This window comes from Chelativorans xinjiangensis (assembly GCF_009812055.1).
Lineage (GTDB): Bacteria > Pseudomonadota > Alphaproteobacteria > Rhizobiales > Rhizobiaceae > Chelativorans > Chelativorans xinjiangense.
Genome location: NZ_WQNH01000078.1, coordinates 1 through 14636 on the forward strand (window position 1 = coordinate 1; position 14636 = coordinate 14636).

The 14636-nt window shown below is 65.8% G+C and carries 12 protein-coding genes; 5 read left to right on the forward strand and 7 right to left on the reverse strand.

Features of this window, described 5'->3' with window-relative positions; translation table 11 throughout:
- Nucleotides 1-178 precede the first annotated feature (178 nt).
- Genes edd through zwf form a run of 3 tightly spaced genes read right to left on the reverse strand, consistent with a single transcriptional unit; the run spans nt 179 to nt 4182 of the window.
- Nucleotides 179-1993, reverse strand: coding sequence for a phosphogluconate dehydratase (gene edd, locus GM910_RS25590; protein ID WP_159593474.1), 1815 nt, complete (start codon nt 1991-1993; stop codon nt 179-181).
- Complete coding sequence (gene pgl / locus GM910_RS25595) at nt 1990-2706, reverse strand: 6-phosphogluconolactonase (RefSeq protein WP_159593476.1); 717 nt, start codon at nt 2704-2706, stop codon at nt 1990-1992. The genes edd and pgl overlap by 4 nt, the downstream gene beginning before the upstream one ends.
- A gap of 3 nt (nt 2707-2709) precedes the next feature.
- On the reverse strand, nt 2710-4182 hold the full coding sequence (zwf, locus tag GM910_RS25600; protein ID WP_159593478.1) for a glucose-6-phosphate dehydrogenase: 1473 nt from the start codon (nt 4180-4182) through the stop codon (nt 2710-2712).
- 188 nt (nt 4183-4370) lie between these two features.
- Here zwf and GM910_RS25605 point away from each other — a divergent pair, with 188 nt between their 5' ends.
- Genes GM910_RS25605 through GM910_RS25615 form a run of 3 tightly spaced genes read left to right on the forward strand, consistent with a single transcriptional unit; the run spans nt 4371 to nt 8456 of the window.
- The gene (locus GM910_RS25605; RefSeq protein WP_159593496.1) at nt 4371-5846 is read left to right on the forward strand and encodes an aldehyde dehydrogenase family protein; all 1476 of its coding nucleotides are present in this window, start codon (nt 4371-4373) and stop codon (nt 5844-5846) included.
- 48 nt (nt 5847-5894) lie between these two features.
- Nucleotides 5895-6641, forward strand: a complete 747-nt coding sequence (locus tag GM910_RS25610) for an SDR family oxidoreductase (RefSeq protein ID WP_159593480.1) — start codon at nt 5895-5897, stop codon at nt 6639-6641.
- Between the two features lie 42 nt (nt 6642-6683).
- Nucleotides 6684-8456 carry an SLC13 family permease gene (locus GM910_RS25615; RefSeq protein WP_159593482.1) on the forward strand — a complete coding sequence of 591 codons (1773 nt, stop codon included), beginning with the start codon at nt 6684-6686 and terminating at the stop codon, nt 8454-8456.
- A gap of 157 nt (nt 8457-8613) precedes the next feature.
- Here GM910_RS25615 and GM910_RS25620 read toward each other — a convergent pair whose 3' ends face one another.
- Nucleotides 8614-9936: an NAD(P)/FAD-dependent oxidoreductase gene (locus GM910_RS25620; RefSeq protein WP_159593484.1), complete on the reverse strand. Its 1323-nt coding sequence runs from the start codon at nt 9934-9936 to the stop codon at nt 8614-8616.
- The gene (locus tag GM910_RS25625) at nt 9929-11362 is read right to left on the reverse strand and encodes a glutamine synthetase family protein (protein ID WP_159593486.1); all 1434 of its coding nucleotides are present in this window, start codon (nt 11360-11362) and stop codon (nt 9929-9931) included. The genes GM910_RS25620 and GM910_RS25625 overlap by 8 nt, the downstream gene beginning before the upstream one ends.
- Before the next feature lie 136 nt (nt 11363-11498).
- Here GM910_RS25625 and GM910_RS25630 point away from each other — a divergent pair, with 136 nt between their 5' ends.
- Nucleotides 11499-12566, forward strand: a complete 1068-nt coding sequence (locus GM910_RS25630; protein ID WP_159593488.1) for an SDR family NAD(P)-dependent oxidoreductase — start codon at nt 11499-11501, stop codon at nt 12564-12566.
- Here GM910_RS25630 and GM910_RS25635 read toward each other — a convergent pair.
- A complete protein-coding gene (locus GM910_RS25635; protein WP_159593490.1) occupies nt 12535-13170 on the reverse strand; it encodes a LysE family translocator in 636 nt (211 codons plus the stop codon). The genes GM910_RS25630 and GM910_RS25635 overlap by 32 nt on opposite strands.
- Before the next feature lie 131 nt (nt 13171-13301).
- Between GM910_RS25635 and GM910_RS25640 the strand changes: the two genes are divergently transcribed.
- Nucleotides 13302-13793 (forward strand): Lrp/AsnC family transcriptional regulator, encoded by a 492-nt coding sequence (locus tag GM910_RS25640; RefSeq protein ID WP_159593492.1) that lies wholly within the window; start codon nt 13302-13304, stop codon nt 13791-13793.
- Nucleotides 13794-13840: 47 nt separating this feature from the next.
- Here the strand turns inward: GM910_RS25640 and GM910_RS25645 are convergent, their stop codons facing one another.
- Nucleotides 13841-14296, reverse strand: a complete 456-nt coding sequence (locus GM910_RS25645; protein WP_159593494.1) for a response regulator — start codon at nt 14294-14296, stop codon at nt 13841-13843.
- Nucleotides 14297-14636 lie beyond the last annotated feature (340 nt).

Here is a 14636-nt window from a genome sequence, read left to right on the forward strand (position 1 = left end):
GCCGACCGTCGGGACAGCCTCCGGCGGGGCGCGTTGGACGCGCCTTAAAAATAAATTGAGTGGCACGGACAACGCGCCCCGCTTCCCACGTTCTTTGACATAGCCCGGCGGGGAAACCCCGCGCGGCAACGGATAAGTGTGGGCTCAATTCACCATGTGAGCGGCGGCAAAGCAGTCCTCAAAAAACCGCCGCCCCCTGGTCGGCCCGCGAGGCAAGCGCGCGAAAGCCGGCGAAGAGCTCGCGGCCCATGCCGTAATGGCGGTGGGCAAGGTCCACCGGCTCGGTCTCGCGCTGGCCAAGTTCCTCCGCCTCCACCAGGACCTCCAGCGTGCCCGCCTCGGCGTCGAGCCGCACCATGTCGCCGTCGCGCACCTTGCCGATCGCCCCGCCGTCGAGCGCCTCTGGCGTCACGTGGATGGCCGCCGGCACCTTGCCGGAGGCGCCAGACATGCGCCCGTCGGTCACCAGCGCCACCCGGTAACCGCGGTCCTGCAGCACGCCGAGCAGCGGCGTGAGCTTGTGCAGCTCCGGCATGCCGTTGGCCTTCGGCCCCTGGTAGCGGATGACGGCGATGAAATCGCGGTCGAGCTCACCCGCCTTGAACGCCGCCTGCAGGTCTTCCTGGGCGGTGAAGACGATCGCCGGGGCCTCCACCACCCGGTGCTCGGGCTTGACGGCGGACGTCTTGATGATGGCCTGGCCGAGATTGCCTTTCAGAACGCGGATGCCGCCCGTCGGCTGGAAGGCCTTGGCGACCGGCGCCAGCACCTTTTCGTTGCCGCTCAGGGCCGGCGCCGGCTCGCGCGCCACCGTGCCGTCCGCGCCGAGCTTCGCCTCCACGGCATAGGGCCTCAGCCCCGGCCCCCAGATCGTCTGGACGTCCTCGTGGAGGAGCCCCGCGTCCAGCAGTTCGCGCACCAGGAAGCCCATGCCGCCGGCGGCGTGGAAATGGTTCACGTCGGCAAGTCCGTTCGGATAGACGCGGGCCAGCAGCGGCACGTTGGCCGAGACCTCGGCGATATCGGCCCAGGTGAGCTTGATGCCGGCGGCCGCCGCGATGGCGATGAGGTGGATCGTGTGGTTGGTCGAGCCGCCCGTCGCGTTGAGGCCGACGACGCCGTTGACGATAGAGCGCTCGTCGATCATGCGCCCGGCGGGCGTGAACTCGTTGCCGAGTGCGGTGATCGCCAGCGCCCGCTTCGCCGCTTCCCTCGTCAGCGCATCGCGCAAGGGCGTGTTCGGATTGACGAAGGAGGAGCCGGGCGTGTGCAGGCCCATGATCTCCATCAGCATCTGGTTGGAATTGGCCGTGCCGTAGAAAGTGCAGGTGCCCGGCCCGTGATAGGACTTGGCTTCCGCCTCCAAAAGCGCCTCGCGTCCCACCTTGCCCTCGGCGAAGAGCTGCCGCACCTTGGATTTCTCGTCGTTGGGCAAGCCGGAGGTCATCGGCCCGGCGGGGATGAAGACCGCCGGCAGGTGCCCGAAGCTGAGCGCCGCCACCACCAGCCCCGGCACGATCTTGTCGCAGATACCGAGAAAGACGGCGGCGTCGAACATGTTGTGCGACAGGCCGACCGCCGCGGCAAGCGCGATCACGTCGCGCGAGAACAGCGAAAGCTCCATGCCCGGCTGGCCCTGCGTGACCCCGTCGCACATGGCCGGCACCCCGCCGGCCACCTGCGCCACGCCGCCCGCTTCGTGCGCCGCTTCCTTGATGAGCCGCGGATAGGGCTCGTAGGGCTGATGCGCCGACAGCATGTCGTTATAGGCGGTGATGATGCCGAGATTGGGCACCACGTCGCCGGAAAGGGCGGCCTTGTCCTGCGGTCCGCAGGCGGCGAAGCCGTGCGCCAGGTTGCCGCAGGAAAGCACCGTGCGGTGCGGCCCCTTCGCCGCCGCCTCGTCCACCCGTGCCAGATACGCCTCGCGGGTCTTTCGCGAGCGCTCGCAGATGCGCGCTGTGACGGCTTCGATCTCTCGTCTTGCGGTCATGGCTTGGCGTCCTTTTTGGGGGCCCAATAGATGTGCGCGGGCGAAACGGTGTTCTCCAGCACGGCGCGGATCGGCGGCATCGCGCCGTCGCTCTGGGCAAGTGCCGCCTCCAGCACCTGCCTCTTGTCCGCACCCTCGATATGTAGCGCGACCAGCCGCGCATTGCAGATTAGCGGCATGGAAAGCGTCAGCCGCGGCTCCACCGCGCTCGGCGCGCGCACCGGCAGCACATGGCGGTCGCCCGCGGCGTCGAGGAGTTCACCGAGGTTTTCCGCATCCGGAAAGAAGGAGGCGGTGTGCCCATCCGTTCCCATGCCGAGCACGACAACGTCGAGCGGCAGCGGCAGGCCCCCCACCACCCGGTCGGCCGCCTCGGCCGCCGCCTCGACGCTGTCGCGGTCGTGGTAAAGGCCGATGAAACCCGCCCGCGCCGCATCGTTCTGCAACAGGTGCTGGGTAACCAGCCGCGCGTTGGAGCGCCCGGACGCCGTCGGCACGAAGCGTTCGTCCACCAGCGTCACCGTCATCTTGGCCCAGTTGACCTTCCTGCGCGACAGGGCCTTGAAGAAAGGCGGCGGCGTGCTGCCGCCGGAAACGGCGATCACGGCCGTGCCGCGCGCGGCAATCGCCTCCTCGAGACGTTTCGCCACGGCATCGGCCAGCGCATCGGCCAGCTTCTGCCCGGAGGCGAACTCCTGCCATTCAGCGTTCATGGCTCACACGCTCTCGTGCCAGGTCCTGCCGTCCCGCTCGATCAGCGCAATCGCCGCCGACGGCCCCCAGGTGCCGGCGGTGTAGCCCTGGACGCTCTGGCTGCGCTCTTCCCAGGCCGCCACGATGGGGTCGATCCAGCGCCACGCCGCTTCCACCTCGTCGCGCCGCATGAACAGCGTCTGGTTGCCGCGGATCACATCCATGATCAGCCGCTCATAGGCGTCCGGATTGCGCACGTCGAAGGCCTGCGCAAAGCTCATGTCGAGCGGTATATGGCGCAGCCGCATGCCGCCGGGGCCCGGGTCCTTGATCATGATCCACTGCTTCACACCCTCGTCCGGCTGCAGGCGGATGACCAGCTGGTTGGCGAAGACGCGGCCCGCCTGCTCGCCGAAGATCGAGTGCGGGATCGGCTTGAACTCGATGACGATCTCGGAGACCCGTGCCGCCAGCCGCTTGCCCGTGCGCAGATAGAAGGGTACCCCGGCCCAGCGCCAGTTCTCGATCTCGGCCTTGACGGCGACGAAGGTCTCCGTATCGCTCGCCCCGCTCGCCAGCTCGTCCGTGTAGCCCTTCACCGCTCCCCCTTCGGAGGCGCCGGAGCGGTACTGCCCACGCACGGTCAGCTTCTCAGCGTTGAGCGGGTCGATGGGCTTGAGCGCCCTCAAGACCTTCAGCTTCTCGTCGCGCACGGCGTCCGCATCCATGGAGGCAGGCGCCTCCATCGCCATCAGGCACAGGAGCTGCAGGATATGGTTCTGCACCATGTCGCGCAGGGCGCCGGCCTTGTCGTAGTAGTCCGCGCGGCCTTCCAGCCCCACCGATTCAGCCACGGTGATCTGCACGTGGTCGACATGGGCGGAGTTCCACAAGGGCTCGTAAAGCGCGTTGGCGAAGCGCAGCGCCATCAGGTTCTGCACCGTCTCCTTGCCGAGGTAATGGTCGATGCGGAACACTCGCGTCTCGTCGAACACGCGGCCGATGGTCTCGTTCACCTCCCTGGCCGTCTCAAGGCTGCGGCCGATCGGCTTTTCCACGATGATGCGCGAGGCCGGCGTGGCCAGGCCGTGCCGGTCGATCTTGTCGACGATATCGCCGAAGATGCCGGGCGCCACGGCAAGATAGAAGGCGCGTACATGCGAACTGTCGCCGATCTTCTTCTTGAGCGTGTCGAAGCCCTTGCCCGAACTGCCGTCGGCGGGCACGTAGAACAGCCGCTCCAGGAAGCGCGCGAGATCGTCCTCTTCGATATCCCCCTTCGCCACATGCGTGCCGATCGCTTCCCTTGCAAAAGCGCGGAACTGGTCGTCGCTGAGCTCGGAGCGCGAGGAGCCGATGATCCTCGTCGGCTCGGAGAACTGGCCGGCACGTTCGCGCTGGTAGAGCGCCGGCAGGAGTTTGCGCTCCGACAGGTCGCCGGTGGCGCCGAAGACCACGAGATCGAAAGGCTCGACCGGTATCGTCTGGCTTGTCATTGTCGCTCCGCCTGCACTTGGTCGCCGTCGAGAAAGGCTCATAGTCTAATCGATTTAAGAATGCCAGCCCGCACTTGCATCCTTGCCCTGCGCCTTAACTTAAGGACATTGAGGCGCAGGCTTTCCAGGCGGACTTGCGTTGGGCAGGATAGGCCGGCATGGCCACAATACAAGCTGGAGAAACATGGATGGGCAGCCACACGACGAAAACCGCCGCGGAAGTACACGCCTTCATGCAGGTGATCGACGGCGGGTCCGCCGATGCGCTGTCGGGCCGGCGGATCGACGTCGTCTGCCCCTCCGATGGAAAAACCTTCGCTTCCATCCCCGCCTCGGGCGAAGCGGACGTGGATAAGGCCGTCAAGGCTGCCCGCCGCACCTTCGACGAAGGGCCGTGGGGCCGCATGCCCGCTGTGGAGCGCGGGCGCCGTCTTGCGCGGCTCGGGCAATTGGTGGCCGAGAATGCCGACGAGCTGGCCGCGCTCGAATCGCGCGACACGGGAAAGCCGCTCCGCCAAGGCAAGGCCGACGTTGCGGCTGCTGCGCGCTACTACGAGTTCTACGGCGCCGCCGCCGACAAGATCCACGGTGACACCATCCCCTTCCTCGAAGGCTACACCGCACTCACCCTGCGCGAGCCGCATGGCGTCGTTGCCGGCATCGTCCCGTGGAACTATCCCCTGCAGATCCTCGCCCGCGTGGTCGGTGCAGCACTTGCCATGGGCAACACGCTGGTGGCCAAGCCCGCCGAGGATGCCTCGCTCACCGCCATCCGCATCGCCGAGTTGGCGCTGGAGGCGGGGATTCCCCAAGGCGTCCTCAACGTCGTCACGGGTTATGGGCACGAGGCAGGCGCAGTGCTCTCCGCCCATGGCGAGGTCGACTACGTCACCTTCACCGGTTCGCCGGCCACGGGCACAGCCATCCAGAAGGCCGCGGCCTTGAACAATCGCGGCGTGACCATGGAGCTCGGCGGCAAGTCGCCACAGATCGTCTTCGCCGACGCGGACATCGAGGCGGCTCTGCCTGTGCTTGTCAACGCCGTCATCCAGAACGGCGGCCAGACCTGCTCCGCCGGCAGCCGCATCCTGATAGAAAAATCCGTCTATGAAGAGGTCGCCGCCGCCCTTGCCGAGCGCTTCTCCGCCCTCCTCGCCGGTCCGCACGACGCCGACCTCGACCTCGGCGCGCTCATCAACCCGGCGCAGAAGGCGCGGGTGGAGGGCTTCGTACGCGCGGCGGAGGAGGGGGGCACGCAGGTTTTGGCGCGCGGGCGCGTTCACGAGGGGGCACCGCAAGAGGGTTTCTACTTTCCGCCCGTCCTCTTCGGAAGGGTGGACCCCGCCTCGGCCTTGGCGCAGGAGGAGGTGTTTGGACCCGTCCTCTCGCTCTTCCCCTTCGAAGACGAGGCCGACGCGGTGCGGCTTGCCAACGGCACCGAATACGGCCTGGTGGCCGGCGTGTGGACGCGCGACGGCGCCCGCCAGCACCGGGTGGCGAAGCGGGTGCGGGCGGGACAGGTCTATGTCAACGGCTACGGCGCCGGCGGCGGTATCGAATTGCCCTTCGGCGGCTTCAAGAAATCCGGCCACGGCCGCGAGAAGGGCTTTGAAGCGCTGTACGATATGTCGGCGACCAAGACGATTGTGTTCAATCACGGATAACCGGATGTGGAAGCCACTTCGCGCCACCCGAACAGAAGGAAACTCCAAGTGCGACTGAAGAATAAGGTAGCGGTCATAACCGGCGCAGCCTCCGGCTTCGGCGAAGGCATGGCCAAGCGCTTCGCCGAGGAAGGCGCGAAGGTCATCGTCGCCGATCTCAATGGCAAGGGCGCGGAGCGCGTCGCCGGCGAGATTGGCGCGGCCGCCATGCCCGTCGCCGCCGATGTTTCGATCAAGACCGATATCGAGGCGATGGTCGGCGCGGCGATGGAGGCCCACGGCCGCATCGACATCATGGTCAACAATGCCGGCTTCACGCACAAGAACGGCGACATGCTGAAGGTGGACGAGCAGTCCTTCGATCTCATCACCGCCGTCAATATGAAGGCGATCTACTATGCCGCGCTCGCCGTGGTGCCCATCATGGAAAGCCAGGGCGGCGGATCGATCATCACCACCGCCTCCACGGCCGGCCTGCGCCCCAGGCCGGGGCTCACCTGGTATAACGCCTCCAAGGGCTGGGCGATCGCCGCCACCAAGTCCATGGCGGTGGAGCTGGCGCCGAAGAACGTCCGCGTCAACTGCCTGTGTCCCGTGGCCGGCGAGACGGGCATGCTTTCCCAGTTCATGGGCGAGGACACGCCGGAAAAGCGCGCCCTGTTCCGAGCCAGCATCCCGCTCGGGCGCCTTTCGACACCGCTCGATATAGCCAATGCCGCGCTGTGGCTTGCCTCCGATGAGGCCGCCTTCATCACCGGTGTGGCACTAGAGGTGGATGGCGGGCGCTGTATTTGATAGGCAGGTGTGGGGCTACACCATCCTGAGTCGCCGCTTTCCATGACCTACGAACAGATTTTTCTCTTCAGCCTGCTCGGCCTCGTCTTCGTTTTCCTGGTCTGGGGGCGCGTGCGCTACGACCTGGTGGCCTTCGCCGCGCTCGTCATCGCCGTCGCCGGCGGCGTGGTGCCGACGGAGCAGGCGTTCGCGGGATTTGGCCATGAGGCGGTCATCATCATCGCGCTGGTGCTCATCGTCTCGCGCGCCATGGTGAATGCCGGCGCGGTGGAGCTCGTCGCCCGCTTCGTGCTGTCCGCCGGGCGCTCGCTGTCCACCCATATCGGCATCATGTCCGTCGTGGGTGCGGCCCTTTCGGCCGTCATCAACAATGTCGCCGCCCTCGTCATGCTGATGACGCTCGACATGGAAGCGGCGGAGAAGGCGAAGCGGCCGGTTGCGCAGTCCCTCATGCCGCTGTCCTTCGCCACCATCCTCGGCGGCATGATCACCTTGATCGGCACGCCGCCCAACATCGTCGTCGCCCAGTTCCGCGAGCGCGCGCTGGGGGCGCCATACTCCATGTTCGACTTCTCCCCAGTGGGCCTCGCCTGCGCCGTTGTCGGTATAGCCTTCGTCACCACTGTCGGCTGGCGCCTGATCCCGGATACGGGCCAGCACGCCGCCTTGGGTGAGGGCGGCGACACCGGACTGTTCGTCGCCGAGGCCAGTGTGAAGGAGGATTCAAAAGCCATAGGGCAGTCGCCATCCGCCCTTTATCCCCTTGCCGATAAATGTGACGTGTCCATTCTCGGGCTGGTGCGCCGGGGCAAGCGGCTGCCGGGCTTCGCAGCAAGCGAGGAGATTCGCAAGAACGATCATCTGGTCCTCGAAGGCGATCCGAAATCCATTGAGTCTTTCATCGGCGCGGCGGAGCTGAGCCCGGCGGGCGCCGACAAGCACGGTGGCCTTACCGGCAAGTCGCTGACGCTGGTGGAGGCCATCGTGCCCGACAACGCGCGCATGGCGGGCCGTACAGCGCTCGACTTGAGACTGCTTTACCGTCGGGGGGTGACGCTGCTCGGCGTTTCCCGCCAGGGAAAGCGCTTCCGCGAGCGCGTGCGCAACCTCGCCATCAAACCCGGCGACGTGGTGCTTCTCCTGGGGCCGGAAAGCCGCGTCGCCGACGCTGCGGAATGGCTGGGCGTGCTGCCGCTGGCGGAGAAGAGCCACACCGTTATCCAGCGGAGTAAGGCGTTGTTCACCGTCGCCGTCTTCGCCGTGGCCGTGGCCGCGGCGGTCATGGGGTTTGTCCCGCTGGCTGTGGCGCTGGCCGGCGCGGTGGCCGTCTATGCGCTGTTCAGCGTCGTCGGCGCACGCGAGGTCTACGAGGCGGTCGAGTGGCCGGTGATTGTCCTCCTCGGCTCGCTCATCCCCCTCGGCCTGGCATTGGAAGAGTCCGGCGGCACCCGCCTCATCGCCGAGGCGATCGTCGCGCAGGCCGGTGCGCTACCGGCCTGGGCGATCCTCGCCATCCTCATGATCGTCACCATGACGCTGTCCGATTTCCTCAACAACGTGGCGACCGCGCTCATCGCCGCCCCCGTCGGCCTGTCCGTGGCCCGCGCACTGGACGTCTCGCCAGACCCTTTCCTGATGGGCGTGGCGGTTGCCTCTTCCTGCGCCTTCCTCACCCCCATCGGCCACAAGAACAATACCATCATCATGGGCCCTGGCGGCTACCGCTTTGGCGACTATTGGCGCATGGGCCTGCCGTTGGAGATGATCATCATCGCCGTGGGGGTGCCGGCGATCCTGTTCTTCTGGCCGTTGTAAGGTATGCGGTCTGCCGAGGGAGCAACAGCGTTGCCACCGCGTCATCCTGGAAGCCGGAGCGATAGCGCAGGCTATCCGGGACCCATTCCGGAAAGTGGACGAGTCACGGAATAGGTCCCGGACAAGCCTGCGGCTTTCCGGGATGACGCGGTTGTTCCTAAATCCTGTCGCGCAGCGCGTACCAGTTGAGCGCCAGGAAGAGGAGCGCCGGGCGCAGGCGCCGGCCGCCGGGGAAGGGCGGGACGTTCAACTCCTCGAAGAGCTTCAGCCGGTCGCGGTTTCCCGCAACCGTCTCGGCGTAGAGCCTGCCCATGAAATTGGCCAGCATCACACCGTGGCCGGAATAGCCGCCGACCGAGATGACGCCCCGCATCACCTCGCGCACGAAGGGCCGGCGCGGCATGGTGATACCCACATAGCCGCCCCAGGCGTGGGTGATCTCGATATCCGCAAGGGATGGATAGACCTCGGCGATCTGACGGCGGATTTGCGCGGGAATATCCTTCGGGTCGCCCCTGGCGTAAATCTCGCGGCCACCGAACAAGAGCCGCCCGTCCTTCGACTTGCGGAAGTAGCGCACCACGAAGCGCGAATCGTCGACGCTCTCGCCGCCGGGCAGCACCGGGCTGTCGGCCCCGAGCGGCACGGTGGCGCCGATGAAGGAGCCGATGGGCATGAGATGCGCGGCCGTCGCCGGCTCGAGGTCGCCGCCATAGGCGTTGGTCGCTACCAGGCATTTTTCAGCGGTGATCGTTCCGCGCGGTGTGGCGACACGCACCTTTCCGGCCTCGGCTTTTATGCTCCCCGCCTTCGTCCGCTCGAAAAGCTTCGCGCCCGCGGAGGCCGCCACCCGCGCCGTGCCGACCAATAGCTTGAGGGGGTGGATGTGGCCGGTGCCGGTATCGCGCGTGCCGCCGAAATAGCGCGTTGAACCCAGTCGCGCTGCCGTCTCCTCGCGGTCCATGAAGGTGATGTGCGGATAGCCGAAGTGTTCGCCCATGATTTCCGCATGCGCCCGATACCCGTTAAGATAGCGCTCCTTGTGCGCGACCGACATCTGGCCCGGCATGTAATCGATCTCTATGCCGTTTGCCGCTGTGAAGTCGAGAAGGTGCGCCTTGGCCTCCTCCGCCACATCGAACAGCGCCTTGGCGCGGGTGAAGCCGAGATCGGCCTCCAGATCCTCCGCCCAGGCGCGCTGACCGGTGCCGAGCTGGCCGCCGTTGCGGCCCGAGGCGCCATCGCCGAACCGGTGTGCCTCGATGAGCGCGACGTTCACGCCCGCTTTGGCAAGGTGTACTGCAGCGGACAGTCCCGTAAAGCCGCCGCCGACGATAACGACATCGGCATCAATGTCGCCGTCGAGCGGCGCATATTCCGGCCGTTCCCTCACCGTGGCCTCGTACCAGGAATAACCGGGAGAGACGGGGGACCGGTAGGCGCCGGACTGAAGGTCGGAAGGCGGCGAGAGCTCAGACATTCAAAAGCAGATATTCCCGCTCCCACGGGCTGATGACCTTCATGAAGGTCTCGAACTCGGCCCGCTTGATCGCAGCGTAGGTGGTGGTGAAGGGTTCTCCCAGGATGTCGCGCAGCGCGGTGTCGCGCTCGAACAGCGCTACTGCTTCCAGAAGCCCGCGCGGCAGTTCGATCTCGTCCTGGTTCACCGCCGTGCCCGCCGGCGCGTCGGGCGCGGTCTTTTCCAGGATGCCGACGAGCCCGCAGGCAAGCGAGGCGGCGAGCGCCAGATAGGGGTTGGCGTCGGAGGAGGGGATGCGGTTTTCCACACGCCGCGCCGCCGGGTCCGAGCGCGGCACGCGGAAGGCGGTGGTGCGGTTGTCGTAGCCCCAGCGGGTGTTGACCGGGACGGAACTTCCCTGCGTCAGCCGCCGATAGGAATTCACGTAAGGCGCCAGCATGATGAGCGCGTTCGGGATGTGGTGCTGCAGACCGCCGATGAAGTGGTGGAAGGTATCGGTCTCCTCGTCCTTCTCGTCGGAAAAGACGTTGCGCCCGCCCTTCGCCGTCACCACCGACTGGTGGATGTGCATGGCCGAACCCGGCTGGTCCTGGATCGGCTTGGCCATGAAGGTGGCGTAGGTGTCGTGCTTGAGCGCGGCCTCGCGGATGGTGCGCTTGAACAGGAACACCTGGTCCGCGAGTTCCACCGGGTCGCCGTGGCGCAGATTGATCTCGAGCTGTCCCGCGCCTTCCTCGTGGATCAGCGTATCGATCTCAAGGCCCTGCGTTTCGGAGAAATGGTAGATGTCGTCGATCAGCTCGTCGAACTCGTTGACGCCGGCGATCGAATAACCCTGGCCGCCGCCGATGGGTCGGCCGGAGCGGCCAACAGGCGGGGTGAGCGGGTAGTCCGGGTCCGGGTTCTTGTGCACGAGGTAGAATTCGATCTCGGGTGCCACGATCGGCTTGAGCCCGTGTTCGGCGTATTTCGCCATCACCCGCTTCAACACGTTGCGCGGGCTGAACTCGACCACGCGCCCATCCTGGTGCACCAGGTCGCAGATCACCTGTGCCGTCGGGTCGCTCTCCCACGGCACGACCGACAGCGTGGCAAGGTCCGGGACGAGCTTCAGGTCGCCGTCATCCTCCGGGTAGACGAAGCCGTTGCCGCTTTCCGGATACTCGCCGGAGATCGTCGCCATGAACACGGCCGACGGCAGCGCCAGCGAGGTGTTGGAGGTGAATTTCTTCGACGGCATCATCTTGCCGCGCGCCACGCCCGCCTGGTCCGGCGTGATGCACTCGATATCCTCGATGCCGCGCCATTCCAGCCAGGCCGTTGCTTCCTTCCAGCCTTTCACCCCACGCAGATTTTTCAGGAACGCCGGCGTGCGAACCCGTCCGCTTCGCCCAACGCTGCGGCCTGCCTTCTTGTTGTCCAGCATAAATCACCAGGGATCGCTTCGGATGCGGGAGTATAGACGGCGGGGAAGGGAAGGGAAGGGGGCGGTCCTCTTCTCGCCACGCGGAGCCGCATGAGGTAGAATTTTACCCAAGCGTCGAGCGTGAGGAGGGAGTGCCATGCCGCAGAGCGTTATGGTGACCGGTGCCAACGGCCATCTCGGTAACAACCTCGCCAAGGAACTCGCCACGCGCGGCTACCGCGTGCGTGCATCGGTGCGCGACGCGGGTGATGCGTCGAAGACGGCGCATCTTGCCCAGGCGGGCATCACGGACATCGTCAGCCTCGACGTGCGAGATGCGGAGAACTTCAAGGCCGTCAGCGAAGGGATCGACATCCTCTTCCACTGCGCCGCGACCTATCGCTACTACACTGGCAGCAGGCAGGCGGACGAGGAGATGCTGCGCGACAGCATTGACGGTGCCACAGCGGCGATCCACGCCGCCCATGCGAACGGGATCGGAAAGGTCGTTCTGACCTCTTCCGCCGTCACTCAGCCTCTGGTGGAGCGCGGCGGCCATGTGGTGACGGAGGAGGAGTGGCGGACGGATCTGGGGCTACCTTATTTCCGGGCGAAGACGCTTGCCGAGAAGGAGGCTTGGCGGCTTGCCGAGGAGCTTCGCGTAAAGCTGGTCACCGTGCTTCCGGGCGCGATCATCGGGCCGGGGTTCTTGAAGCGCACGACGAGTACGGACGTCATCGAAGGCATCATGCTGGGGTCGATGAAGATGGGCACGCCGAACACCAACCTTCCCCTTGTCGACATACGCGACGTGGTGAGCGGCCACGTGCTGGCGGCGGAGAAGGAATGCTCCGGCCGCTTCACGATCGTCAGTGACCGGCTGCCTTCCTTTCTCGAAGTTGCGAAGATCATGAACATTATTGACACGACGGTCCCTGCCACCAAGCGGAACCTGCCCGATTTCGCCATGCGGGCGGCGCCCTTCTTCGACTGGCTCAACGCGAAGACGCTGGGCACACCGCGTCTGATAACTCGCGCTGTCGTCCAGTCCTTCACCGGCAAGGAGTGGACGATGTCCAACGCCAGGGCGAAGAAGGAACTCGGCTGGCGGCAGCGCATCACGCTTCAGCAAAGCCTGGCCGATACGATGGCGGGTTTGCGGGCGTTGCGGGAAGGCTCGGCGGCCGCACCCCTCACACCGGCCGCTCCGCCAGCGCCAGCCTGACCCCGAAGCCGATCAGGAGCGATCCGAAAAGCCAGCGCTGCAAACGCTGCCACAGCGGCCGTTGGGCGAGGAAGGCGCCTATGCGGTGGCCGGCGAGTGCGTATTGGACATCGAAGGCGATGCCGGTCGCCACCAGCACCGTACCGAGCAGGAGGAACTGGGCGGAAAGCGGCGCGCCATCGGGGCGCAGGAACTGCGGCAGGAGGACGGAGCAGAAGATCAGCGCCTTGGGGTTGAGGAGATTGGTGAGAAAGCCGCGAACAGCGGCCCGGCGTATACCGTCTGCCGGGGCAGCCGCGACTTCGGCTTCCCCCACGGGCACAAGTGAATGGGCGCGCAGGATGCCGTAACCCAGCCAGGCGAGATACGCCGCACCGACGAGGCGCACGGCCTCGAAGACGAGTGGCGAAGTCTTCAAGAGCGCCGCAAGCCCCAGAGCGGCGAGCGCCACGTGCATTGCCCTGGCCGCGGCAAGTCCCACGGTGGTGGCAAGCGCCTGACGTCGTCCGCTGAGCGCCCCGGTCTGCAGGAGCAGGATCATGTCCGGCCCAGGCACCAGATAGGCAATCGCCAGTGCGCCGGCGAAGAGGGTGAGTTCCGGCATTGGGGCCTCCGTCGATTGATCGTCGAGGCCGATTCTAGCGACGAGCGGTGGCGCATGTCCTTGCGAACATGCTTCCAATAGTGCCGGATTGTGGCATGATATGCTTGTAGGTACCGAGAACTGGATTGAATATGCCAAAAATCAGCCTGGATGCGATAGATCGCAAGATTCTGGCTGCGCTGCAGCGCAACGGGCGGCTTTCCAACGTGGAACTCGCCGAGGAGGTGGGATTGTCGCCGTCACCCTGCCTGCGCCGCGTGCGCCTTCTGGAGGAGGCTGGCATGATCACCGGCTATCACGCCGCGCTCGACCGCGCGGGGGTGGGGCTCGGCCTGACTATCTTCGTCGGCGTCAAGGTGGAGCGCCATCACGAAGAGGAGGCCACGGCCTTCCGTGAGGCGGTGCAGGCACTGCCGGAGGTGGTCTCCTGCCATCTCGTTTCCGGCGAGGCGGACTTCCTGCTTCAGGTCGTGGTGCCGGATCTGACGGCTTATGAGCAGTTGTTGCTCGGCACCCTTCTGAAGCTGCCGGCTGTCAGCGACATTCGCTCCAATTTCGCCATCCAGACGGTCAAGGACCGCGCGCCGCTGCCGCTCGACCATCTGGCGGCGGCGGCGCGCTAGATCGCGATGCCTTTCGAAAACCGGTACCCATTTTTCGGGATCATGCCCTAAGCGCCGCGGATATCCCTGACGAGGCGCTCGACGACGGGCTGCAGCACATCCGGCGTGATGGGCTTGATGGCCACGGCATCGATGAGCCCTGCGGGCGGCGTGTCGCTTCGTTGGGCGGGGCCGTCGATCAGGACGGTGCGGGGAAGGTTGCGCTCGGAGGCACCCCGCTGCTTGGCCAGTTCGGACAGCAGCGGGCCGAACGCGATGCCCTGCGCCGGGCCGTCGATGATGACCATCACGGGACGGCTGTCGTTCAGCGCCTTCAGGGCGGCGCTTGAAGCCACGGCCTGAGGCTTCAGATAGATACGTTCGAGGGTGCGGGCGATGACGATACGGTTTATCGGCGAGTCGGAAACGATGAGAACCCGGTTCGTGTCCGGGCCGTGATCGTCGTTCGAAGGGCTGCGGCCAAGGCCTCCGGCGCTGCTTCGTCCGGCATTCCGATTGTTCATGATATATGACCGTTAGGAGCCGGGGTTCAATGCCCGGTTGAGTATGCGGGCGGCATACTCGCCATCTTTGCTGCCTTGTCAACACGTATAACTGTTCGGACATGTAGGCATCAGGATAGGTTTATTGCTCCTCCAGACGACATTCGCCCCGCATGGCGAACCATGCGGGGCAGGGGCAGGGATACCGGGCCGATGCGCTAGACCAGTTCATCGTTTCATGGAATCGATAAACTGATCTAAGTTGTTGTTTTGTCGCAATTCCGGACGGAACCGGTTTCCACTTTTCCTGGAATTGCTTGTCTTATGACTTTTTCCGCCGAACGGGCGAATAAGGGACCGC

Coding starts and splice junctions, on each gene's coding strand:
- GM910_RS25635 (WP_159593490.1), bottom strand. CDS start 13,170: ATGCCGGAACTCACCCTCTTCGCCGGCGCACTGGCGATTGCCTATCTG.
- pgl (WP_159593476.1), bottom strand. CDS start 2,706: ATGAACGCTGAATGGCAGGAGTTCGCCTCCGGGCAGAAGCTGGCCGAT.
- GM910_RS25620 (WP_159593484.1), bottom strand. CDS start 9,936: ATGTCTGAGCTCTCGCCGCCTTCCGACCTTCAGTCCGGCGCCTACCGG.
- GM910_RS25645 (WP_159593494.1), bottom strand. CDS start 14,296: ATGAACAATCGGAATGCCGGACGAAGCAGCGCCGGAGGCCTTGGCCGC.
- GM910_RS25605 (WP_159593496.1), top strand. CDS start 4,371: ATGGGCAGCCACACGACGAAAACCGCCGCGGAAGTACACGCCTTCATG.
- edd (WP_159593474.1), bottom strand. CDS start 1,993: ATGACCGCAAGACGAGAGATCGAAGCCGTCACAGCGCGCATCTGCGAG.
- GM910_RS25640 (WP_159593492.1), top strand. CDS start 13,302: ATGCCAAAAATCAGCCTGGATGCGATAGATCGCAAGATTCTGGCTGCG.
- GM910_RS25625 (WP_159593486.1), bottom strand. CDS start 11,362: ATGCTGGACAACAAGAAGGCAGGCCGCAGCGTTGGGCGAAGCGGACGG.
- GM910_RS25615 (WP_159593482.1), top strand. CDS start 6,684: ATGACCTACGAACAGATTTTTCTCTTCAGCCTGCTCGGCCTCGTCTTC.
- GM910_RS25630 (WP_159593488.1), top strand. CDS start 11,499: ATGCCGCAGAGCGTTATGGTGACCGGTGCCAACGGCCATCTCGGTAAC.
- zwf (WP_159593478.1), bottom strand. CDS start 4,182: ATGACAAGCCAGACGATACCGGTCGAGCCTTTCGATCTCGTGGTCTTC.